The sequence below is a fragment of the Micromonospora parastrephiae genome (genome assembly GCF_016802865.1).
GTDB classification, from domain to species: Bacteria; Actinomycetota; Actinomycetes; order Mycobacteriales; family Micromonosporaceae; genus Micromonospora; species Micromonospora parastrephiae.
This window is the reverse complement of record NZ_JAEVHM010000033.1, coordinates 1-20596: the sequence shown is the minus strand read 5'-3', so window position 1 is coordinate 20596 and position 20596 is coordinate 1. Positions and strand designations below refer to the sequence as shown.

At 72.7% G+C, this 20596-nt stretch carries 21 protein-coding genes and 1 pseudogene; 5 read left to right on the top strand and 17 right to left on the bottom strand.

The window, feature by feature from the left end:
• Nucleotides 1-3: 3 nt before the first annotated feature.
• From JNW91_RS10010 to JNW91_RS32095, 7 genes are all read right to left on the bottom strand, one after another.
• A complete protein-coding gene (locus JNW91_RS10010) occupies nucleotides 4-1344 on the bottom strand; it encodes an ABC transporter substrate-binding protein (protein WP_203174602.1) in 1341 nt (446 codons plus the stop codon).
• Nucleotides 1341-2456: a hypothetical protein gene (locus JNW91_RS10005; protein WP_203174601.1), complete on the bottom strand. Its 1116-nt coding sequence runs from the start codon at nucleotides 2454-2456 to the stop codon at nucleotides 1341-1343. Before JNW91_RS10005 ends, JNW91_RS10010 begins: the two co-directional genes overlap by 4 nt.
• On the bottom strand, nucleotides 2453-3883 hold the full coding sequence (locus tag JNW91_RS10000) for a vWA domain-containing protein (protein WP_203174600.1): 1431 nt from the start codon (nucleotides 3881-3883) through the stop codon (nucleotides 2453-2455). Before JNW91_RS10000 ends, JNW91_RS10005 begins: the two co-directional genes overlap by 4 nt.
• A 45-nt stretch (nucleotides 3884-3928) precedes the next feature.
• Nucleotides 3929-6157 carry a serine/threonine-protein kinase gene (locus JNW91_RS09995; protein ID WP_203174599.1) on the bottom strand — a complete coding sequence of 743 codons (2229 nt, stop codon included), beginning with the start codon at nucleotides 6155-6157 and terminating at the stop codon, nucleotides 3929-3931.
• On the bottom strand, nucleotides 6154-7833 hold the full coding sequence (locus JNW91_RS09990; protein WP_203174598.1) for a S1 family peptidase: 1680 nt from the start codon (nucleotides 7831-7833) through the stop codon (nucleotides 6154-6156). The genes JNW91_RS09995 and JNW91_RS09990 overlap by 4 nt, the downstream gene beginning before the upstream one ends.
• A 463-nt stretch (nucleotides 7834-8296) precedes the next feature.
• The gene (locus JNW91_RS09985) at nucleotides 8297-8767 is read right to left on the bottom strand and encodes a LacI family DNA-binding transcriptional regulator (RefSeq protein WP_309244307.1); all 471 of its coding nucleotides are present in this window, start codon (nucleotides 8765-8767) and stop codon (nucleotides 8297-8299) included.
• Entirely contained in the window at nucleotides 8683-9300 is a 618-nt protein-coding gene (locus JNW91_RS32095; protein WP_309244305.1) for a LacI family DNA-binding transcriptional regulator, read from the bottom strand. Before JNW91_RS32095 ends, JNW91_RS09985 begins: the two co-directional genes overlap by 85 nt.
• Nucleotides 9301-9415: 115 nt before the next feature.
• On the opposite strand from JNW91_RS32095, the gene JNW91_RS09980 reads away from it, so the two are divergent.
• A complete protein-coding gene (locus tag JNW91_RS09980; protein ID WP_238424696.1) occupies nucleotides 9416-9985 on the top strand; it encodes a CGNR zinc finger domain-containing protein in 570 nt (189 codons plus the stop codon).
• A gap of 14 nt (nucleotides 9986-9999) precedes the next feature.
• Here the strand turns inward: JNW91_RS09980 and JNW91_RS09975 are convergent, their stop codons facing one another.
• Together JNW91_RS09975 and JNW91_RS09970 are read right to left on the bottom strand one after the other, a co-directional pair.
• A complete protein-coding gene (locus JNW91_RS09975; protein ID WP_407664299.1) occupies nucleotides 10000-10728 on the bottom strand; it encodes a VOC family protein in 729 nt (242 codons plus the stop codon).
• 240 nt (nucleotides 10729-10968) lie between these two features.
• Complete coding sequence (locus JNW91_RS09970; RefSeq protein WP_309244304.1) at nucleotides 10969-11721, bottom strand: TetR/AcrR family transcriptional regulator; 753 nt, start codon at nucleotides 11719-11721, stop codon at nucleotides 10969-10971.
• 23 nt (nucleotides 11722-11744) lie between these two features.
• On the opposite strand from JNW91_RS09970, the gene JNW91_RS09965 reads away from it, so the two are divergent.
• A complete protein-coding gene (locus JNW91_RS09965) occupies nucleotides 11745-12773 on the top strand; it encodes a hypothetical protein (RefSeq protein WP_203174596.1) in 1029 nt (342 codons plus the stop codon).
• A gap of 30 nt (nucleotides 12774-12803) precedes the next feature.
• On the opposite strand, the gene JNW91_RS09960 is transcribed toward JNW91_RS09965, so the two are convergent.
• The 5 genes from JNW91_RS09960 to JNW91_RS09940 all read right to left on the bottom strand — a co-directional run bounded on the left by JNW91_RS09960 (nucleotide 12804) and on the right by JNW91_RS09940 (nucleotide 16233).
• Nucleotides 12804-13097 carry a DUF6510 family protein gene (locus tag JNW91_RS09960; RefSeq protein WP_203174595.1) on the bottom strand — a complete coding sequence of 98 codons (294 nt, stop codon included), beginning with the start codon at nucleotides 13095-13097 and terminating at the stop codon, nucleotides 12804-12806.
• A 37-nt stretch (nucleotides 13098-13134) separates the two neighbouring features.
• On the bottom strand, nucleotides 13135-13899 hold the full coding sequence (locus JNW91_RS09955; RefSeq protein ID WP_203174623.1) for a ferredoxin reductase: 765 nt from the start codon (nucleotides 13897-13899) through the stop codon (nucleotides 13135-13137).
• Between the two features lie 7 nt (nucleotides 13900-13906).
• Nucleotides 13907-14506 carry a sulfite oxidase-like oxidoreductase gene (locus JNW91_RS09950; RefSeq protein ID WP_203174594.1) on the bottom strand — a complete coding sequence of 200 codons (600 nt, stop codon included), beginning with the start codon at nucleotides 14504-14506 and terminating at the stop codon, nucleotides 13907-13909.
• 75 nt (nucleotides 14507-14581) lie between these two features.
• Complete coding sequence (locus JNW91_RS09945) at nucleotides 14582-15604, bottom strand: TerC/Alx family metal homeostasis membrane protein (protein ID WP_203174593.1); 1023 nt, start codon at nucleotides 15602-15604, stop codon at nucleotides 14582-14584.
• A 218-nt stretch (nucleotides 15605-15822) separates the two neighbouring features.
• Nucleotides 15823-16233 (bottom strand): DUF2267 domain-containing protein, encoded by a 411-nt coding sequence (locus JNW91_RS09940; protein WP_203174592.1) that lies wholly within the window; start codon nucleotides 16231-16233, stop codon nucleotides 15823-15825.
• Between the two features lie 134 nt (nucleotides 16234-16367).
• On the opposite strand from JNW91_RS09940, the pseudogene JNW91_RS34165 reads away from it, so the two are divergent.
• The 3 genes and pseudogenes from JNW91_RS34165 to JNW91_RS09930 all read left to right on the top strand — a co-directional run.
• Nucleotides 16368-16492: pseudogene (locus tag JNW91_RS34165) on the top strand (DUF2795 domain-containing protein); the annotation flags it as partial.
• Nucleotides 16493-16522: 30 nt separating this feature from the next.
• A complete protein-coding gene (locus JNW91_RS32090; protein WP_238424695.1) occupies nucleotides 16523-16660 on the top strand; it encodes a hypothetical protein in 138 nt (45 codons plus the stop codon).
• A 7-nt stretch (nucleotides 16661-16667) separates the two neighbouring features.
• Entirely contained in the window at nucleotides 16668-17336 is a 669-nt protein-coding gene (locus tag JNW91_RS09930; protein ID WP_203174591.1) for a DUF1345 domain-containing protein, read from the top strand.
• Between the two features lie 208 nt (nucleotides 17337-17544).
• Here JNW91_RS09930 and JNW91_RS09925 read toward each other — a convergent pair whose 3' ends face one another.
• The 3 genes from JNW91_RS09925 to JNW91_RS09915 form a co-directional block, all read right to left on the bottom strand.
• Nucleotides 17545-18213 (bottom strand): hypothetical protein, encoded by a 669-nt coding sequence (locus JNW91_RS09925; protein ID WP_203174590.1) that lies wholly within the window; start codon nucleotides 18211-18213, stop codon nucleotides 17545-17547.
• Between the two features lie 40 nt (nucleotides 18214-18253).
• The gene (locus JNW91_RS09920) at nucleotides 18254-19225 is read right to left on the bottom strand and encodes a pirin family protein (RefSeq protein WP_203174589.1); all 972 of its coding nucleotides are present in this window, start codon (nucleotides 19223-19225) and stop codon (nucleotides 18254-18256) included.
• Between the two features lie 73 nt (nucleotides 19226-19298).
• A complete protein-coding gene (locus tag JNW91_RS09915) occupies nucleotides 19299-20276 on the bottom strand; it encodes a hypothetical protein (protein WP_238424694.1) in 978 nt (325 codons plus the stop codon).
• Nucleotides 20277-20596: the final 320 nt, after the last annotated feature.

Here is a 20596-nt window from a genome sequence, read left to right as displayed (position 1 = left end):
TTGTCAGTTGGTCGGGGGCGCTGCCGGTTCGCAGCCCAGGTCCATGTACTCCGCCGGCGGCACCGAGCTGTGGACGGCGTCGAGTTCGGCCAGCAGCGCGTCCAGGCGGCCCGGGTCCTGTAGGTAGACCAGGACCGCCCGCTCGAAGGCGGTGGCCATCGCCGTCGGCAGCAGGTCCGATCCGTCGCGGCACAGCGTCCCGGTGCGTAGCCGGCTCGCGACCCTGCCGACGACGGGGTCGGCGTAGTCGCCCGACTGTGCGCGGCGGCTGAAGAACAGCTCGTCGCTGGACTCGCGCCAGATCCGCTGCGCCGGCTCGGACGCGAGGTACGCCATGAGTTCGCGGGCGGGCGTGGTGGCCCGGAACATGGCCGCGATGTCGTCGGACACCTCCTGTAGCGACGACGTGTCCGACGGACCGACCGGCGGGGTGGGGAAGAAGTCGACCGGGCCGCCTCCGTCGGGCATCGCGTCGCGGTAGGTGCGCAGCACGAACGAGGCCTGGTGGTCGAGGTAGCACCCGGGCGGTGCGGTGAGCAGGCCGCTGCCCGCGTCCGCCCAGGTGGTAAAGAGGCCCGCCCGGGCCGTCCCGGCGGACGACACGCCGAGCAGGTCACCCCACGTCGTCCAGGCGTCGCGGACCGGTCCCGTGCGCCAGGGCAGCTCGCCCCGGGTCCACTGCTCGTACGACGCCTGACCGGACTGGTGCAGCAGGATGTCCTCGATCCAGTCCGTGCCGGGCCAGCCGGAGACCGGCGGGGAACTCATCCCCAGGCACCAGGGCACCCGGCCACCGGCGGCGACGCCCCGACTCCGGGTGACCAGCTCGGCCCAGGTCGTCGGGGGCTGCCGATAGCCGAGGGCGGCCAGCTCGCCCGGCTCGTACCAGAACAGGCTCTTGAGGTGCGTGGCGACGGCGACCGCGTAGGCCCGCTGCTCGCCGGCCGGTTCGGTCTTGCGGGCGAGGCGGATCACCTGCGCGGCGGCGCCCGCGTCACCGTCGACGATCTCGTCGAGCGGCTGCAGCTGGCCCTCGTTGACGTAGCGTTGCAGGTCGTTGAGGCGGGGCAGGACGGCGATGTCGGGCGGGCGGCCACGCTCGATGCCCGCCTGGAGCACCTGGCTGACGTCCCGGTGGCCCTGATAGTCGACGTGGATGCCGGTTTCGGCCTCGAAGCCGCGCAGGACGGCGTCGAACGCGGCCCTCTCCGCGCCGGTCCACGAGGCGAGGATGGTCACCTCACCGGCCGGTTCGTCGCCGGAGCATCCACTGAGGCCGGCGCCGGCCAGCAGCACGGTGACCAACGCCAGCGCCGGCCACGAGGGGCGTCCGCGGTGTCTCATGTCGACCGGTATCCGTATTCGGCCAGGCGGGGCTGGAACCCCGCGAGAATGAGCACCCCGATGCCGAACGCCAACAGGGGCAGGACGAACTCGACGGAGTTGCTGTCGGCGGCGCGGGCTGCGTGGGTCAGGGTTTCGGTCTCCGCGCCGCGCGCCGGTGTGGAAGCCGCCGACGCGGGCGGCGACGGCGGTGGGGCGCTGGCACGCAGACCCGCCACCGTACGGGCGCAGGCCTCCGGGCACTGCTTCTGCACCTCGTCGGCGAGCCCGTCGGCGGCCTCGTGGCGCACCTGGTGGAACTGTCCCTGCCGGCTCTCGTTCACGGCCGCGACATCGCGGCGGATCTGGTCGAGGTCCGCCGCCGAGCGCAGGCTCAGCGAGGTCAGCGCGACCATCCCCACCGTCGCCGCGGTGGCCAGCAGGAGAGGCAGGTTCAGAGCCCGGCGGAAGCGGCGGGACAGGTAGATCTGCGTCGGCACCAGCAGCGCGCCGAGGACGACGAGCGGCAGCAGCCACACGGCCGGGGTCAGCCGGTGCGTCCAGCCGTTGTCCCGCTGCTCGTCCAGGACGGACACCTGCTTGGCCAGCAGCTCGTCGAGCAGACCCAGGATGTCGTCCATCAGGCTCGCCGCGTCCCGCAGTGCGGCGACGCCGAGGGCCCGCAGGCTGGCGTCGCGGTACCGCGCGTCGGCCTGCTCGATCAGACCGGTGTACGTGACCAGCAGCGCCTCGACCGTCTGGATGTCGCGGGTGCCGTCGTCACCGGCGGCGTTGTTCTCGGCCACCAGGGTCAGGTACTGCCCGGCGCCGGCGATCTGGCGTTGGTAGTCCACCCCCGGGCCACCCAGGACCAGTCCACCGTCGGCCAGGTTGCGCACCGCCGCCGCGTGCGCGCTGCGCAGCGCGTGCTGCGCGTCGTACACGGCGAGGATCGCCGGCACGGACCGGTCGGCCGCCGCGTCGGCGGTGCGGGCGACGCCGAGGAAGACCGCCAGGCAGGCGACCAGGGCGACGGCCGTGGCCGCGAGCAGGGCCGCCCGCAGCCGCAGCAGGGTACGGCGGGTGGTGCTGACCTGCCGCGACGGACGACCGCCGGGGTCCGCCACCGTCACGTCGCCCCCTCCCCGCTCTCGCCCGGGTCGTCCAGGACGGCGTCGCACTGCTCGCAGTACACCGCGTCGGGGGGCGACAGGTGGCCGCACGCGGCGCAGCGCCGGTCCTCGCCCACCGGCGTGTCGAGAACCGGCTCGGGTGTGCCCTTCGCGTGCACGGTCTGGCTGGAGAAGAGCAGGCTGACGTTGACGTCGACCCTGCTCAGGTTGGGCTTGAGCCGGACCAGGCCGTCGGGCTCCAGGTCGACCAGGTAGCGCAGTTGCTCCAGCGCCTTCTCGTCGTGCGCCAGCCGGGCCAGCTCGACCGCACGCGTCCACTGTGCGTGGGCCTCGACCCGGTCACCCCGGTCGTACGCGTCGCAGCCCGCGTTGATGGCCTCACGCACCTCCTCCTGCCCGGTCACGTGCGAGACGCGGGGGTCGAGCCGGGACGACTTGACCAGGTCGTCGGTCCAGTGCACCAGGACGGGGGCAGGGCCGGCCCGCACCTCCCCGTCGACGAGCAGGTTGACCCGGGCGGCCATCTGGTCCTCCTCCAGCTGTGCCACCGCGGGGTCGACGGTCAGGCAGAGGTGGTAGTCCCGTCGCTCCGCACCCCAGGAACCGGTGGCGAACTCCACCGTCCGGCCGTCGATCCTGCCGGCGTACCCGGTGAGGTCGGTCAGGGTGGGGCTGGCCTGTTTGAAGAAGGCCACCGCCGAGTACGGCATGGTCTGCACCCGGATCCGCAGGTCGGGCAGCAGCTTGCCCAGCGCGGCGTCGATGGTCTCCCGGAAACCCGCCTCCAGCTCGGCCGGGCGGCGGACCGCCTCGGCGGTGCCGCGCAACGCGCCGGCGATCCGCAGAAGCTCCCGGGGATGCCACCCGTCGCCGATGCCCCGGGCGTCGCAGACGAACCGGCCGGCGCATGTCTCGAGGACCCGGTCCAGTTCCTCCGGGGTCTCGTGCTGGTTGATGCCGTCGGTCAGCAGCAGCACGTGGCAGATCGCCGACGGGTCGTCCGGCAGCAGGTCCCGGGCGGCCGCCAGCCAGCTGCCCATCGCCGTGCCACCGCCGGGACTGAGCCGGGACACCACGGACTTGGCCTGCTCCCTGGTCTGCGCCGAGGCGGTCGTCAGGGTCGACGCCGACGGGAAGACCATGCGGGCCTGCTGCGTCCCCTCGATCACCGCGAACCGGACGCCGTCGGGCAGCACGTCGATGGCCGCGGCGGTGGCTCGCCGAGCCGCCGCGATCTTGGTCGGGGGGTTCGCCATCGATCCCGAGCAGTCGATCACCAGCACCTCGACCAGCCGCTGCGGATCCGCACGGACCGGCCCGGCGCTCTCTGCCCCCAACGGCTCCCCGACGACCGAGAGGATGGCGTGCATCTCGCGGCCGTTCGCCGGCAGGTACTTGTTCTGGCTGAGCTGCAGGCTGAATTCCATGCCGGCGTCCACCGATTCACGCTCCGTTCCGGGTCGTCGTCTCGGTCACCATCGGGTACGGGGCCGCACCGCGTTCGCCCGGTCGATCAGCACGTCGTGGTCGTCCGGGCGGTGCGCCTGCTGCCCCAGAGCCCGGTACGAGCGCTCCAGCAACACGCGCACCGCGCGCTCGGTCGGCGGCTCGCCCAGCACCGGGCTCCCGGCCAGGGAATCGGCGGCGCCGGAGCGCAACAGGTCGAGTGCCATCTCCCGGATCGCCGTGGTCAGCCGGTCGCGTGACTCGCCCTGCCGCTCGCCGCCGTCGAGGTGCAGCGTCGCCAGCCGCCCGACGGCCTGCTCCAGCTCGGCCACCGTGGGCGGCCCACCGGCCAGCCGGGAGGAGAGCACGCGCACCGCGGCGATCCGGGCGGCGTCGTGGTGTCGGGACAGCGCCGGGACCTCGTCGAGGATGGCGACCGCCCCGACGCGGTCGGTCGCCGCGAGCCGCAGCCGCGCCAACCCGAACGCCGCACTGGCCTGGAACGGGTCGCGCCGCCACACCGCCGCGTAGAAGCGGGACGCCAGCACGGTGTCGCCGGCGCGTTCGGCGCAGTAGCCGAGCCCGAGTTTCGGGGCGATCTCCCCCGGGATGTCGCCGTACACCGCGTCGAACTGTCGCCGCGCCTCGGCGATCCGGTCGTCGGTGAGCGCCAGCAGCGCCTGGTGCCAGGCGATCCGCCAGTCCGCGTCGGCCCGTTCGCCGAGAATCATCCGGGCCTCGGCCAACGCCTCCGCCGCCGACCGGCGATCGTCCAGCGCGAGGTACGCCCGGCAGCGACCGAGTTCGACCTCCACCGACACCTGACCCACCGTGGCGAGCTTGGCGAGCAGGCTGCGGGCGTCCGGTGCGCCGACGGCGGCGAGGTCGTCGGCGGCCGGATCGTCCGGGTCGGGGCGGGGTGTCGGCAGGCCGAGAGCCACCACGTGCGCGACGGGACGGCCATCGTCGAGCAGTGTGGTGTCGGAGGCGTCGATCCAGGTGTGCAACGGCGGCACCAGCCCGAGGCCGGCGTCGAGCAGTTGCGCGGACGGCTGGAACAGCGACACCGGTTCGGGCTGCCGCCGGTCCGGTTGGCCGGCCAGGATCTCCCGCAGCACCCCGAGCAGCTGCTCCGACATCTCGGTCGCCGAGGCGAACCGCCGGTCCCACTGCGGGTGGACGGCCCGGGCGACGAGACGACGGAATGACTCGACGCCGAGCGCGCCGGCCGCCGCCCCCGGCGTGTCCGGCCCGGGCGTACGGTGCTCGAACAGCTCCGCCAGTGTCCGGCCGAGCGCGAAGAGGTCGGAGCGGGGCGTCGCACCCCGCGCCCGGAGCTCCTCGATGCTGACCAGGAAGTCGGCGGACCCGACGAGATTCTCGTACGTGCCGTCGCTGCGGCGGACCCCACCCAGGTCGATCACCTTGATGCGGTCGGCCGTGCGCATCACGTTGTCGGGCTTCATGTCGGTGTAGAGCAGCCCGCGCCGGTGCAGGTAGTCCAGTGCCGCGAGGATCTCGTGGCCGTAGGCGAGGATGTGGTCCAGCGGGAGCGAGACGTCCGGCTGCCGGACGTCGCCAGCGGCGACCAGCAGCCGGCGCAGCGACATGCCGTCGAGATAGTCCATCACGATGTAGCCGGTCGGCCCGGCCACCGGATCGTCGTGGGTGGCGAAGTCGGTGCTGCGCACGATGTTCGGGTGGTCCAGCGTGTTGAGGAACTGCCGTTCCTGGATCGCCGCCGCGAGGGCGGCCTCGTCGTTGGCGTGCAGCACGCCCTTCAGCGCGACCTCAAGGTCGTCCTGATGGGTGTCCCGGGCGAGGTAGACCCACCCCTGGCCGCCGCGCGCCAGGCAGCGGACCACCTCGTACCGGTCGGCGACGAGGTCACCGGCGCCGAGGCTGGGCAGGAAACTGAACGGCGTCCGGCAGCGGGGGCAGAAGCCCTTCTCCAGGCCGGGCCGGCCGCCCCGGCCGCGACCGACCGGGTGGCGACCCGGACCGGGGCAGAAACGGGCCTCCTCCGGCACCCGCGGCGGTTGGGTCGCGTCGCCGTCGGTCGAGAAGGCCAGCACCGGCAGGGAGACGAGGCTGGCGACCGTCCAGTTGTCCCGGGTGCTCGCGAGGGGTGTCACCACCGCCGCCGTGGCTCCGCCCGGTACGGAGGCGGGCAGGGGCGCGAGCCCGCAGACGTCGCAGTAGCCGGTGTCGTCGACGGTGCCGGCGCAGCCCGGCGTCCGGGTGCACGGCGTCACGACACACCCCTGCCGCTGCGGGCGTCGACCTCGTACAGGACCGCGTCGGAGTACCGGCGCACCGCCGCCGCGGCGGCCACCAGGTCGCAGCCCCCGCCGGTGAGCTGCTCGTACGCCCGGCGGTAGAGCGGGCTCAGCCCGGCGTCCTCGTCGAGCCCGTGGTCGACGGCCATGGCGAGGAAGCCGTCCAGGCGGCCGCGCAGCTCGGACCAGTCGGCTTCCAGCGCGACGAGCCGTCGCCGGACCGCTTCGGCCTCGCGTACCGCACGGTCGGTGGCCCGCTCGGTCGACGCGAGCCGGGCGGCCAGCGCGCCCTGGTCGGCCGAGTCGGCCATGGCGCGCAGCGCGGTGAGCCGTATCCGCAGCCTGGTCGACCGCGACGGCACCCGCGGCGGGCCGGCGACCAGCGTGGCCACCGAGCGGTACGCCCTCTCGGCGGCGGCCTCGGTGGCCGCGAGGGTGGCGACTCGGCGCGCGAGCAGGGCGAGGCGCAACCCGACGGCCTCGCCGCGAAAGGTCAGCAGGACGCGCAGGTCACGGGTGGCGGCCTGGTCGACCAGGGGCATCACGACGTCGGAGAGCAGCGTCTCGGGGTCGCTCGCCTCGTCGATGTTGTCGATGATCGACGATCGTGGGGGCAGCGCGGTGGCGTGGCCCTCGGCGGCGTCGTCGGCCGCGCCGGTCCACTCGGCGATCCGCTGGGACACCGCCTCGGTCTGCCGACCCGTGACGTCCACGGCCAGGTCGATGCTGCCCACCGGCGGCACGTCGGCGCGGTCGTCCCCGACGGTGGGGCCTGCGGTGGGGCGAAGCTCCCGGCTGGAGCGCACGGCGGCCTGACGCACCGCCGCCGCCGAGGCGGACCCGGGGTGGACGGTGACGACGATCAGCACGTTGGCGTCGAGCTGCTGGGTGAACAGGTCCGTGATCCGCCGGGCGACCGACGGGTCCACCGGAAGGTGGTTGGCCACCAGGAAGCCCCGGTCGACCGACGGCGTCCCGGGGACCAGGTCGCCGAGCACAGGAAGGTGGTGCAGGATCGTCTCGACCGGGATCATCCAGGACAGGCCGCTGCCCGGGGAGTTGCCGGCGCCCACGGGAGGCGCGTCGTCGCTGTCCAGGTAGGTGCTGACCACCATCCCGACGACCATCCTGGTGATGTCGTCGACCACCGCTGCGCCGCTGAAGCCGGGGCTGATCTGGGGGCCGGTGGTCGCCGCGTCCATCTGGACCCGTTCCCGTCGCGTGCCCGACGGGCCGGCGAGCCGCGCCCGGACGTACAGGCCGTGCTCCAGAGTGTCCGGAAATCCCCGGACGACCACGTGCCGGTCCCACAGACGCATCCGGCGCAGCGGCGCGTACGCACCGGGCGGCAGCGGTCGCGCCAGCTCCAGCAGGGCGACGTCGCCGCCTCCCCCGTCGGTCGGTGGCACCCAGCAGCCCGGCACGACCCGCGCCGACACACGCGGGGAGCCGGGCTGACCGATCAGGTCGACGTCGACCGGCCCCGCCGGGGCGGTGTGGGGTTGATCCGACGCACCGGCGACGACGTGGGCGCAGGTCAGGACGCGACGCTCGTCGACCAGCATCCCCGCGCCCAGGACCTCGCCCTGGGGGCCACGGCCACGGATGCGCACCGGCCACGGCTCGTTGCCATGGTCGACCGTTGCCGTCACCTGTCCGAGAGTAATCGAGGCGCATAACTTCCAGTGCCCCGACTGATCGACGGGCGCCGCTGTCCGGTCGTGTTGCCGACACCGACGGTGCCAAGATCCGCGCAACGTCACCGATCCTGCTGTCCCACCGGCTCGCGAGGCAGCAGTTTCCCCGACGTTGCGCGGATCTTGAGACGGCGGCATTGTCCCGGCGACGGATCCGGGCCAGGTAGCGGTCGTACTCCTCGGGGCTCGCCGGCGCGACCAACCACGGGTGGTGCAGGTCCCGACTGCGTCGCGCGGCGGCGACGAACTCGTCGGCGTCGGTGGGCCTGGGCCGCCGGATCGCGGCGGGACCACCGGTACGCAGGTATCTCACGGCGGACCACTCTGAACGACCCCCGGGACGGTTGTCCAGCCGGCCGCCGCCGTGCCTCTCCGACCCCGGCCTGATCGTGCGCGGACGAGGATGTGGTGGCATCGGTCAGCGCGCCGGAACGTCGGTGCTCTCCCGGGGAAGCACGGTGTGCGGCGCGACGACCTCGGCGATGGCGGCGTCGGGCTGGCCGATCCGGGCGGTGAGGCGGGCCACGGCCTCCCGGGCGAGAAACCCGGTGTCGACGGCGACGGTGCTCAGGGTGGGCCGCGAGTAGCGGCCCTCCTCGATGTCGCCGACGCCGATCACGGCGACGTCGGCGGGGACGCGCAGCCCGACGTCGAAGGCGGCCCGCATCGCGCCGATCGCGAGAGGGTCGGAGAAGCAGAAGATCGCATCCGGGCGGTCCGGGCCCGCGAACAGGTCGCGGGCCGCGCGGTATCCGTCGGCCCTGCGGTGGGGCCGGGCGGGCAGCAGGTGCCCGGGCACCGGCGTCAACCCGGCCCCGCGCAGCGCACGGTGGTAGCCGACCGTGCCCGCTTGCGGCGCACCGGCGGGTCCCGGGTGGTACGCACCGATCGCGGCGATCCGTCGACGGCCGGTGCGCAGCAGGTGGGTGGTGGCGTCCTCGGCGCCCCGGCGATGTCCACGCCGACCCGGTCGCACCGCGAGTCGGAGGCTCTGCCCCCGATCAGCACGACGGGACGACCGGCCGCGGTCAGCGCCGGGGCCAGCTCGCCGGGCGCACCGACCAGGACGCCGTCCACGGGCATCGGGCGGGCGTCGTCCAGGCCCGACGGGTTGCGTTCCTCGTCGGGCCCCCGCTCGACGACGACCCGGTAACCCCGACGTCCGGCCGCGTGGACGACCTCGCGGGTGAGGTCGTCGGCGTACGGGAGGTCGGCGTCGGGCAGCACGAGGGCGAGCACGCCGGTGCGCCCGGTACGCAGGGTCCGGGCGAACGCGTTCGGCCGGTAGCCGAGCTGGGCGACGGCGACCTCGACCCGGCGACGGACGTCGGCGCTGACGTGCGGGTAGTCGTTGATCACGTTGGAGACGGTCTTCACCGACACCCCGGCGAGCCGCGCCACGTCCTTGAGCGTGGAAGCCACGACCCGCCCTCCCCGACCGATGTCACACCAGCAAAACGGCCTCACCGGTGTAGTTCCGACCCTCGCAGGCGGTTTCACACCTGTCAAGGCGGTACGGTGGTGTGAAAGTGAGAGGATGGCCGCAGTGGACGACGACGCGGCGGTGCCGGCCGCTGCCCGACTCATTCGGGACTTCGTGAACACCTTCGAGCCGCAGGTCGACGACGAGACGCTGACCAGCCCGGACCGGCTGCGCGACTGGTTCGTCGAGCGGCGCCTGGTGCCGGCCGGCGTACACCTCGGGCCGCTCGACCTGGACGCGGCCGTGGCGGTCCGGGAGGGGCTGCGGGCGGTGCTGCTCGGCCATGCCGGTCACCGGGCCGACCCTGCCGCGCTCGATCGCCTCAATCACGCCCTGGCGGGGATGCCGGTCGCGCCCCGCTTCACCGACGACGGCCACCGGTTGGTCGCTGTCGGCGGCACGCCGTTGGACCAGGCGGTGGCCGGGCTGGTCGACGCCGTCCGCCGGTGCGGTGAGGACGGGTCCTGGCGGCGACTCAAGGTCTGCGCCCGGGACACCTGCCGGTGGGCGTACTACGACGCCTCCCGCAACCAGGCCCGCCGTTGGTGTTCCATGGCCGGCTGCGGCAACTTCGTGAAGATGAAGCGGGCGTACGCGGTCCGTACGGGCCGCGCACCCTCCTAGAGACCCGGGCCGCCCTACCGGGGTGTCAACACCCGGAACTCGGTGCCGTCGGGGTCGGCCAGCACCACCGTGCCGTCGTGGCCCTCGCCGACCCTTGTCGCCCCGAGGGAGAGCAGGCGGTCGACCTCCGCCCGCGGCTCGTCGCCGACTCCGGGAGCGACATCGAACGTCACCCGGTCCCTGCCCCCGTTCGGCATCAACGGCGGACCACCCCAGGCGATCTTCGGACCACCCCGTGGTGACTGGATCGCGGTCTCCTGGTCCTGGTCCCAGACCAGCGGCCACCCGAGCGCCTGGCTCCAGAAGTACCCGACGGCCTGGGAACCGTCGCAGGCCAGGTCGCCGAGGAAGCCGCAGCCGGCGAGGAACGTGTTGCCCGGACCGAGGACGCAGAACTCGTTGCCATCGGGATCGCCGAGCACCACATGACTCTCTTCGGGGAGCTGACCGACGTCGACGTGCCGTGCGCCCAACTCCAGCGCCCTGGCCACCGTCTGCCGCTGGTGCTCCAGCGAGTCGCTCGTCAGCTCGATGTGCGCCCGGTTCTGGACGACCTTCGGCTCGGAGGTCGACGGAAAGCGGAGCCGGAAATCGGTCTCGTCCCTGGGCAGCAGCATGACCCCGTGCTGCGGGTCGTCCACCACCTCCCGACCCAGGATCGCGGACCAGAATCGCGCTACACGAAGGGGTTCGTTCGCGGCGAAACACACCGCGAACAGGCGGCTGGTCATCTCTGCGCTCATCTCCGATCCGTCGACGGCAGGCCCGGCCGGCCCGGGGATCGGAAGCCTACGGACGAACCGGATCGCCCGCACCCGGGTATTCGACGGCCGCCATCCGCCGTCGCCGTCCGGCGGCGCGTTGATCGACTCGACCTCGCCAAAATCGGGATGTCACGAGCGCTCGGACACTGCCACTTCCGCGAAACGGAGTCGATTGTCCGAGGTGTCGAACGCGCCGCGAGCCCACTTCAGCGCCGAGCCTCAGTGGTCGACCTCGGTGCGGGCCGGGCTTCCGCGTCGCGCACGTGTCGCGGCCGCGTCGAGAGCCGGCACGAGCGGCGTCAACGCGGTTCGCATCAGGTCCGGCAGTGATCCGGACGGTACGACGAAGCCCGGCATCGATGGCGCCACGCGCGCCGCCTCCAACCACTGTCGAAGCGCGACCCTGGCACCCGCGCCGACACTGGCGGACAACACCTGGGCGGTCAGCCGATCCAGGTCTGGACAGCGTTCGGTGAGGGCACCGGCGAGTGGACCCTCGATCGTGGTGACAGTGTCCACATAGCAGGCGCGCAGAGCGGAACTCGTCGTGATCATCAGCAGCGCCTCGGGCGCGTGGTCGTCCGAATCCGCGTACTGCCCGACGACGGCGTCGATCACGGCGTCGGCGAGGCCAACATCGGCGGGACGGCCGGCCACGGCCGCCGCGACTCGTGATGCCCGCTCTGCGGTGACCGCCGCGACGATCGCCTGCTCCCGGCTGGGGAAGTAGTTGTTGTACGTCCTCGGCGACACACCGGCCGCCTCGGCGATGTCGTCGACGCGGACATTGTCCGGCCCATGCTCCAGCGCCAAGCGCAGCGCCGCCGCCTGGAGCGCCTCCCTGGTGGCCTGTTTCTTTCGTTCCCGAAGCGTCGGCCGAGCTGTCACGTCGCCACTGTCACACACATGGTGCGGCAGCGCAAAATTGCGTGCACGCAATTTTTTGGTAGCGTCGCCGCAGCCACACCCCACTCGCCTACCGGAAGGACGACCACATGCGCGCCAAGGGCATGACCTACGACACCGGCTTTGTTCGGGACGGCCACAACTCGTTGGACCGCTTAGATCCGGATGTGCTCCGGCGGGAGTTGGGCATCATCCGCGACGACCTGCACTGCACCGCCGTTCAGATCGTCGGTGGGGACCCGCAGCGCCTGGAACTCGCCGCCCGCGCCGCCGCCGACCTCGGACTCGAGGTCTGGTTTTCGCCGTACCCGCTGGACCTGTCCCCCGACGACATCCTCGCGTTGTTCCTCGACTGCGCCGAGCGGGCCGAGCGACTACGTACGGCGGGGGCCGAGGTCGTGTTCGTCGCCGGAGTCGAGCTGAGCATCATGAACCGGAATTTCATCGACGGCGACCGCATCGACGAGCGCCTCAACCACCTGTTGGCCGAACCCGGCGGCCGGGCCGACCGAATCGCCGACGTCCGCGCTCGGCTCGACCGCTTCCTCCGCACCGCCGTGACGGCGATCCGCGAACGCTTCCACGGAAAGGTCACCTACGCCGCCATACCGTTCGAGGGCGTCGACTGGGAACTGTTCGACGTCGTGACCCTCGAACTCATCCGGTCCGCGCAGGTCGCCGATCGATTCCGGGACGGCGTACGCGATCTCGTCGCGGCACACCCCAAGCCCGTCGCCGTCACGGGCTTCGGCACCGCGACCTGGCGTGGGGCCGGCGACGTCGCCCCCCGCAGCATGGAAATCATCGAGTACGACGAGACCACCGGCCTGCCACGGCGACTGAACGGCCAGTACGAGCGCGACGAGGCCGGCCAGGCGGCGTACCTCGGGGAGCTGCTCGACATCTTCGACAGCGAGGGCGTCGACAGCGCCTTCGTACACCTCTTCGCGCTCTCCAACCTGCCCCACCGCCCCGACGGTGACCCCCGCGACGACCTCGACCTCGCCAGTCTCGGGATCGTCAAGGTCCTCGACGGCCGCAACGGCGACACCTACCCGGACATGCCCTGGGAGCCGAAGGCCGCCTTCGCCACGGTCGCCGCCCGCTACGCCGGCTGAGCCACGGCCGTCGCGGAGGTCAGCCCCGCGTCAGAGCGGCCCGGGGAGGGTCTGCTCCATCGGCATCGGCACCTGCAGGAAGGTGGTGCCGCGCATGTCCAGCCAGGCCCGATCGGGCCCGCGGACCAGCCGCATCATCACCTCGTCGCAGGACGGGCAGCGCGCGACCAGGCCCGGGGCGTGCGAGTAGACGCGCAGGCTGGCCATCGAGCCGGTCGTCCCGCAGTTCTCGCAGCGGCCCATCGCGGTGCTCAGGTCGACGGTGAACAGCTCGCGCATCGGGCCGTCGAGCATGTTGCCGTCCAGGTACGACATCTCGGTCATCGGGTCTCCTCGACGTTGCAGTGAGCGAGCGGGGCGATCAGCCGGTCGGGCCGAAGCGTTCGGTCTTGATCCGCCGCGACGGGTGCCCCAGCCCCACCAGCAGGTCGGCCACGGCCTCCACGAACCCGGTCGGGCCACAGACGTAGGTGAGCGGCTGCAGGTCCGGCGGCCAGCCGTGGGTGTTCACGTCGGCCAGCCCGACCCGGTGCGGCTCACCGCGCCAGCCCTCGGGCGCCTCGCGCGTGTACACGTACGCCACATCCAGGCCGAAGTCGTCGCGGACCCGGCGGCGCAGCTCGTCGGCGTAGATCACATCCGTGGGGGTGCGCACCGAGTAGATCAGCCGGAACGGCACCTTGCTGCCGGTCGCCCGGCGCGACCGGATCATCGCCATCAGCGGCACGATGCCGGAGCCGCCGGCGACCAGCTGCACCGGCGCGGTCTCCTCCGGCCGCCAGATGAACCAGCCACCGAGCGGTCCGCGAACCTCCACCGGGTCGCCGTCGCCGAAGACATCGATCAGGTACGGAGACACCTCGCCGTCGTGCACCCGCTGGACGGTCACCTCGATCCGCGGGCCGCCCGGGCCGTCCACAACCGGCCCGGCGATGGAGTACGACCGGGCGGCCTGGTAGCCGTCCGGCGCGGTCAACCGCACGTCGACGTGCTGCCCGGGGAGGTGCCCCGGCCAGTCCGGCACCTCCAGCACCAGCGTCTGCGCCGTCGGTGTCTCCACCCGGCGCTCCACCAGTCGGGCGACCTGCCAGCGGATCGGCGCACGGGCCGGGACGCCCGTCGCCACGGCGCGCTCAGTCACCCTGGTACCGCTGCTCGCGCCACGGGTCGCCGTAGTCGTGGTAGCCGGCGGTCTCCCAGAAACCCGGCTCGTCCATCGTCTTGAGCCGGATCCCGCGCACCCACTTGGCGGACTTCCAGAAGTACAGGTGCGGCACCAGCAGCCGCGCCGGGCCACCGTGCTCGGCGGGCAGCGGCGCACCGTCGAAGGTGTGCACCACCCACGCGCGCCCGCCGCGCAGGTCGTCCAACGGCAGGTTGGTCGTGTACCCGCCGTAGGAGTGCGCGAGGGCGAAGTGCGCGCCGGTGTCCACACCGTCGAGCAGGGTGTCCAGGGAGACGCCCTGCCAGGTGGTGCCCAGCTTGGACCAGTGGGTGACGCAGTGGATGTCGACCGTCGGCGTCTCCTGCGGAAGCGCCATCAGCTCCTGCCACGACCACCGGAACTCGTTGCCGTTCTCGGCGGCGATGACGAACTCCCAGGTGTCCAGCGACACCCGGGGCGTCGGGCCGGCCGACAGCACCGGAAAGTCCTCAGTCAGGTACTGACCGGGTGGCAGGGCCGGCTCCTGTGATCGGGGGCGGCCCTGAAAGCCCGGTGACACGATTCCCATTGCACAGTCGTACCATCGCGCCGGCCGGGGCGGGAGCTTTCCCGCGTACCCCCTCGTCCCCCCGGCGCGGCGCGGTCAGTGCCGCTCGGTGACGACCTCGCGCTCCTCGGGCACACCGCCGCGGGTGGCACGCAGGCTGGTCAGGGTGACCACCAGCAACACCCCGATGATCACGCCGAGCGAGGCCAGGGTGGGGATCTGCGGAACGCTCTCCCAGATCCCGTGCGCCCAGTGCAGACCCAGCTTGAGGCCGATGAACGCCAGGATGATCGCCAGGCCGTAGCTGAGGTGCACCAGCCGGCTCAACGCCGCGTGCAGGACGAAGTAGAGCGCCCGCAGGCCGAGCAGGGCGAACGCGTTGGTGGCGAACACCAGGTACGGGTCCTCGGTGATGCCGTAGACCGCCGGCACCGAGTCGACGGCGAAGACCACGTCGGTGGCCAGCACCGCGACCACGACCAGGGCGAGCGGGGTGAGCGCCCGCTTCGCGCCCTGCCGGACGGTCATCCGCGTGCCGTGGTACTCGTCGACCACCGGCATGATCTTGCGCAGCAGCTTCACCGAGCGCATCTTGTTGATGTCGACTTCCTGCTGGTGCCCGGACAGGGCGTCGCGCAGCAGCTTCACCGCGGTGGCGATGAGGATGATCGCGAAGAGCAGAAACGCGAAGTCGAGGGTCTGCAACGCCGCCGCACCGAGGGCGATGAAGACCGCCCGCAGCACCAGCGCGCCGGCGATGCCGTAGAGCAGCACCCGCTGGGCGAGCACGGCCGGCACCGCGAACGCGGCCAGCAGCAGCATGAAGACGAAGAGGTTGTCGACCGAGAGCGACTTCTCCACCAGGTAGCCGGTGAGGTACTCCACGCCCTGTTGAGAGCCGTAGCGCGCCCAGATCCAGCCGCCGAACGCCAGCGGCAGGGCTATGTAGAACGCCGACCAGCCGATCGCCTCCCGCATGGACACCTCGTGCGGGCGGCGCGTGACCAGGAAATCCAGCACCAGCAGGAGCAGCACCCCGACGATGGTCACCGCCCACAGGGTGGGGGTGCCCACCGACGACAGCTCACTGGCGGCGGACAGGTACGACACTTCGGTCATGGGGCCTCCTCGAACACCGTGTCATGTTCGAGGTCTCCTTCACCCACCACATGATGGGCAATCACCCGAGGCGCGCCGGGCGCGCCGTACTGACCGGAATGATTCGTGGGAAGTACTCCCCTCGCACGCACAAGGTTAGGCCAGGCTGAATCGCCGCGCCAAGCGGGACATCGATGGTTGCCCTGGTAAACCGCTGTGGAAGGCCGGGACGGTCGCTGTCAGGACCGGCGCAGCGTCGCGCCCGGGGCCATCGCCTGCTCCACCAGACCCCGGTAGTCACGCGGCAGCTGGGTGGCCACGTCGTCGAACTCGCCACCGGTGATCGCCTCGCGCAGCGTCGTGAAGACCGCCCGTACGGCGTCCCGGGCAGCGGGCTCCTCCGCACCGGCGCGCAGCGCCACCCGTGCCACGAACTCGGCCGCCCCGAACCGTTGCGCCTGCTCGGTGCTCGGGCTCGGCTTGAGCACCAGTTGCAGCGGCTGCGGCAGCTGCGCGGCCAGGTCCAGCACCTCGCCGCCGGTCAGCCGCTCCCCGAACGTCTCCAACACGGCCCGGGTCAGCTCGACCGCCCGCTCGGACGACGTCGACGTGCGCTGGGAAACCTGGTCGATGAAGGTGTCGTAGTTCATCACGTACTCCCTCGGGCTCGCGTCGGCGCCTGCGGGTACCCGCGCCGGCCGGGTGGAAACCGCGCCGGATTTCCCACCGGGGCGGGCGTGACGCGACGGCGGACGGGTAACCGCCGCCGGTCGTGACCACATCGATGCCCGAGGGAGCCGCTGCCATGGCGAGCTACGCCGACGTCCTGCAGTACCTGTCGAGCCTGGACTACCCGGCCGAGAAGGACGACGTCGTCCGCGAGGCGAACGCGAAGGCGCCCCGCCGGACGTCCTGAAGGCGTTGCGTGCCCTGCCGCCGGTGGACTACGCCAACGGCACCGAGGTGGCCCGGTCGGCCGGCATCGAGGCCGCCCCCGAGGTGGGCCCGTCGCAGCGGGCCGCGCAGGCCCGGGACAAGACGCACAACCGGGTCTCGCAGCACCTGCGCGGCATCTGACCCGGCGGTGACCCGCACCGGCCCGCTGTCCCGCCCGCCGGACGGGCACACTCCGGCCGCCGGGCAACTCGCCCTGGTGGGGGTCGTCGGCATCGTCGTGGGCGCCGTCCTCGCTCTGGTGCTGCCGCCGACGCTCGCACCCCTCGCCGGCTGGGACGCGGCCGCGCTGAGTTGGCTGGTGCTGGTCTGGCGCAAGATCTGGCCGCTGGACTCCGACCGCACCGCCGCGCTCGCCGTGCACGAGGACCCCAACCGGGCCATCCGCGACGTGCTGCTGCTCGTCGCCTGCTCCGCCAGCCTCCTGGCCGTGGCGCTGGTGGTGGCCAGCGCACACGCGGCGCCAACCGGCCTTGCCCGCGACCTGTACGGCGGCCTGGGCGTGCTCAGCGTGCTGCTCTCCTGGCTGGTGGTGCACACCGTGTTCGCCGCCCGGTACGCCAGGATCTACTACACCGGCCCGGACGGCGGGGTGAACTTCAACCAACCCGAACCGCCGCGCTACTCCGACTTCGCGTACGTCGCGTTCACCATCGGGACGACGTTCCAGGTCTCCGACACGAACCTGACGAGCAACGAGATGCGGCGCACCGTGCTGCGGCACTCGATGCTGTCGTACCTGTTCGGCGCGTTCATCATCGCCGTCACGGTGAACCTGATCGCGGGCCTGGCCCGCTGAACGGCCGGGACAGGCGGGCGCCCCCGGGTCACGAACCGCGACCGGGGGGCGCCAAACCTGCCCAAGCGGTGAACCGCGCCCGAACCGGGTCGCGGCCACCAGGCGGTGGATGCTCGCTCGAACCGAGCGGCCAGCACTGCCGGGTACAACCCTACGACAGAACATCCTCCGTACGGTCAGTTTTTGCCGAACTGTGGGCCAGGGCACGTTACGGCCGACCGGTCAGCTCCCCGTACCGGTGCTCCAGGTCGACCCGCGCCAGCGCCCCCACCAGCCACGCCAACCGCTCCGACTCACCGCTGGCCAGCCCAGCCAGGTCAGCAGCGGAACGCCCCAGCCCGAGCCGCCGGGCCGCGGCGAGGGCCCGCCGGTCGGCCACCGGGGCGACCTCCCGCCACAGCGCCTGCGCCTCCCGCAGGAACAGGTCGACAACCTGGTCGTCGACGCCGGGCAGCTCGGCCAGCAACGCCCGCTCCCGGGCCGGATCGTGATGCGCCACCGACCGCAACCGGCGCAGGTCGCCCCGGTACCGCTCGACGACCGTCCGGGCCAAATCACCCAACGCGACGGCCAGCGCGCCCACGTCGCCACGCTGACCGCTGTCGCGCAACACCCGCACCCGGTCCTCGTGCAGCGAACGGGCCAGCCGGGCGGCGCTGTCCCACCCCTCGTCGCGCAGCGCCCGCGCGCCATCCAGCGCCCGGCGGAAGTCGCCCCGGCGGGCCAGCAGCACCGCGAGGTAGAGCACCTGGAACAGGCTCGCCGGGTTGTTGGTGACCCGGAAGCCGTACTGCTCGGCGAAGCCCCGCCCGCTGCCGGCGAGCCGGCGGGCCAGGCGTTTCCGGTCCTCCACGGGCGTGATCAGAGTGGTCGGCATGCCCGCGACTACCCGCGCGACCGCCGGTCACACGCCCACCTCAGCCGTGCAGACCCCCGGTGCGGTCACGGGCCTTCAAACGGGTGGTGGGCAGCGCCGGCGCCGGCAGCGGCGGCGCCGGATCGTCGGCGACCACCCCGAAGCGCCGCCCCGCCATCCAGTCCTCCCGGGCGGCGGCCACCTCCTCGTGCGAACGGCCCACGAAGTTCCACCACATCACCAGCGGCTCGTCGAACGGCGTACCGCCCAACAGCAGCAGGCGCGCCCCCGCCCCGCCGCGCACGGTCACCTCCCGCCGACCCGACCCGAGGTAGAGCAGCGCCCCCGGTTCGAACCCCACCCCCGCCGCCTCCGCCGACCCGGACATCGCCAGCAGGGCGTACTCGAAATCGGGTCGCAACGGCAGCGTGGTCGGCGACGTACCGGCCAACTCCAGCTGCGCGCCCATCAGCGGGGTGTGCACCATCGCCGGCGACCGCTCGCCGGCCAGCTCACCGACCAGCAGGGTGACGTCCAACTCCCCGTCGCGCCAGTGCGGCAGGTCGGCGTGGTGGGCGAAGGCCGCCGCACCGGCCCGCGCCGGATCCGGCAGCGCCACCCACAGCTGCACGCCGTGCATCACCGGCGGATGAGTGGCCGGCGAGCGCTCGGAGTGGGCGATGCCGTGCCCCGACGTCATCACGTTCAACTGACCGGGTCGGATCGCCTGCACGCTACCGAGGCTGTCCCGGTGGATGATCTCGCCGTCGAGCAGCCACGTCACCGTCTGCAGGCCGGTGTGCGGATGCGGCGGCACCTCCATACCGGGCCGCTGCGCCACGTCGTCCGGGCCGAAATGGTCGACGAAACACCACGCGCCGACCATCCGGCGGGGGCGCTGCGGCAACAGCCTCCGCACGGTCGTGTAGCGGCCGAGCGGCACGTCGTGGCCAGGCAGCAGCACGCTGCCGGGATCGGCTTCGGCCACGCCGGGCGGTCGGGTCTGCGCCAGCATCGATTCAGTACGCTCCACCGCCCGACTGTACGCGCACGCCCACCCGCGGCTGCGGCGCTTCTCGCCGGCGCTCCCGCCCGCGGGCGGGAGTTCAGCGGGGACCGGTGTCCACCGTCACGCTGTTGGCCCCCGCCACCAGGTCGAGGTAGAGGCGGTCCGTCGACCGGTCCCAGCCCGGCGCGCCCAGCAGCGAACCCGCGCCCACCCCGTTCCACCGCTCGTCACCCACGACGACCGAGCCGGCACCCGCGCCCACCCGCACCCGTACCGGAGGTTGGCCGGGCACCCGCACGTCGAGCTGACTCGTACCGCCGGTCAGCCGTACGGTCATCGTGCCGTCGATCACCGGCAGAAGGACCTCCGTACGGCTCGACCCGCCGGCGAGTTCCACGCCCAGCAGCCGGGCCCGGGTCAGATCCACCACCTGACCACTCACACCGCCGATCAGGTGGAGACGCCAGGCGACCCGCTCGTTGAGCAGCACCCGCGCCGCCTTCGCCCCGGACGCACCGGTGTCCGCCAGGCCAAGCCGCACGGTGTCGCCCCGCACCTCCGGCCGGGCCGCCACGCCCGAGCCCGCCGGAGTGTTGATTTGGTAGAGGTCGTCGCCCAGATCGGCGACCCGCAGGTCGAACGACGACAGCCCGTCCACGAGCACGAAGGTGGCCCGCTGCCGACCCGCCAGCGGCGTGGTCGTCGTCTGCTCGGCAGCCGCGGCGGTACCCGACCCGTCGGGCCGGGCGCCGTCAGGTGCGGTGGCGTCGGGTGCGGTGGCGTCAGGCCGGGTGCCGTCGGGTGCGGTGGCGTCGGGTCGGGTGCCGTCGGGTGCGTGGCCGTCGGGTGCGGTGCCGTCGGGTGCACCCGTGTAGGCCACGCCGAGGCGGTGCGGGTCCGCGACGATGACCGCCACGGCCGCGGCACCGAGGACCAGCACGACCGCGGCAGCGGCCAACAGCATGCGCGCGCCGACCGACCAGCGCCCGGGTGTCGCTTCGGCATCCGCCGGTCGCGGTTCCGCCTCCGGTTGCCGCTCCGCTTCGTGCTCGGCGCCGTTCCCCACTGCGGCCATGCCTCGTCCCTCCGCCGGTCCCCGCCGGAAGGTACGTACCCGCCCCCTGATCGGATCACTCCGCGCCGACCACGCCACTCCACTACGTCGCGTCCGCGCACCGTGGACAGTGCCGCCGGCCGGCTTTTGCCTGGCATGCCGATGGCCGGCGCCCCCGAGGTTGCGGGGTGCCGGCCATCGCTGTGCTGCTGTGGTCAGCTGTTCCAGTGCTGGGTGACGAGGTCGGTGGCCTGCTGCTCCCACTGGGCGTAGGCGTCCGGGTAGGCCGACACCTGCACCGTCTGCGCGGCGTCGGTCAGCGGCATGTCCTGCCACCCGTC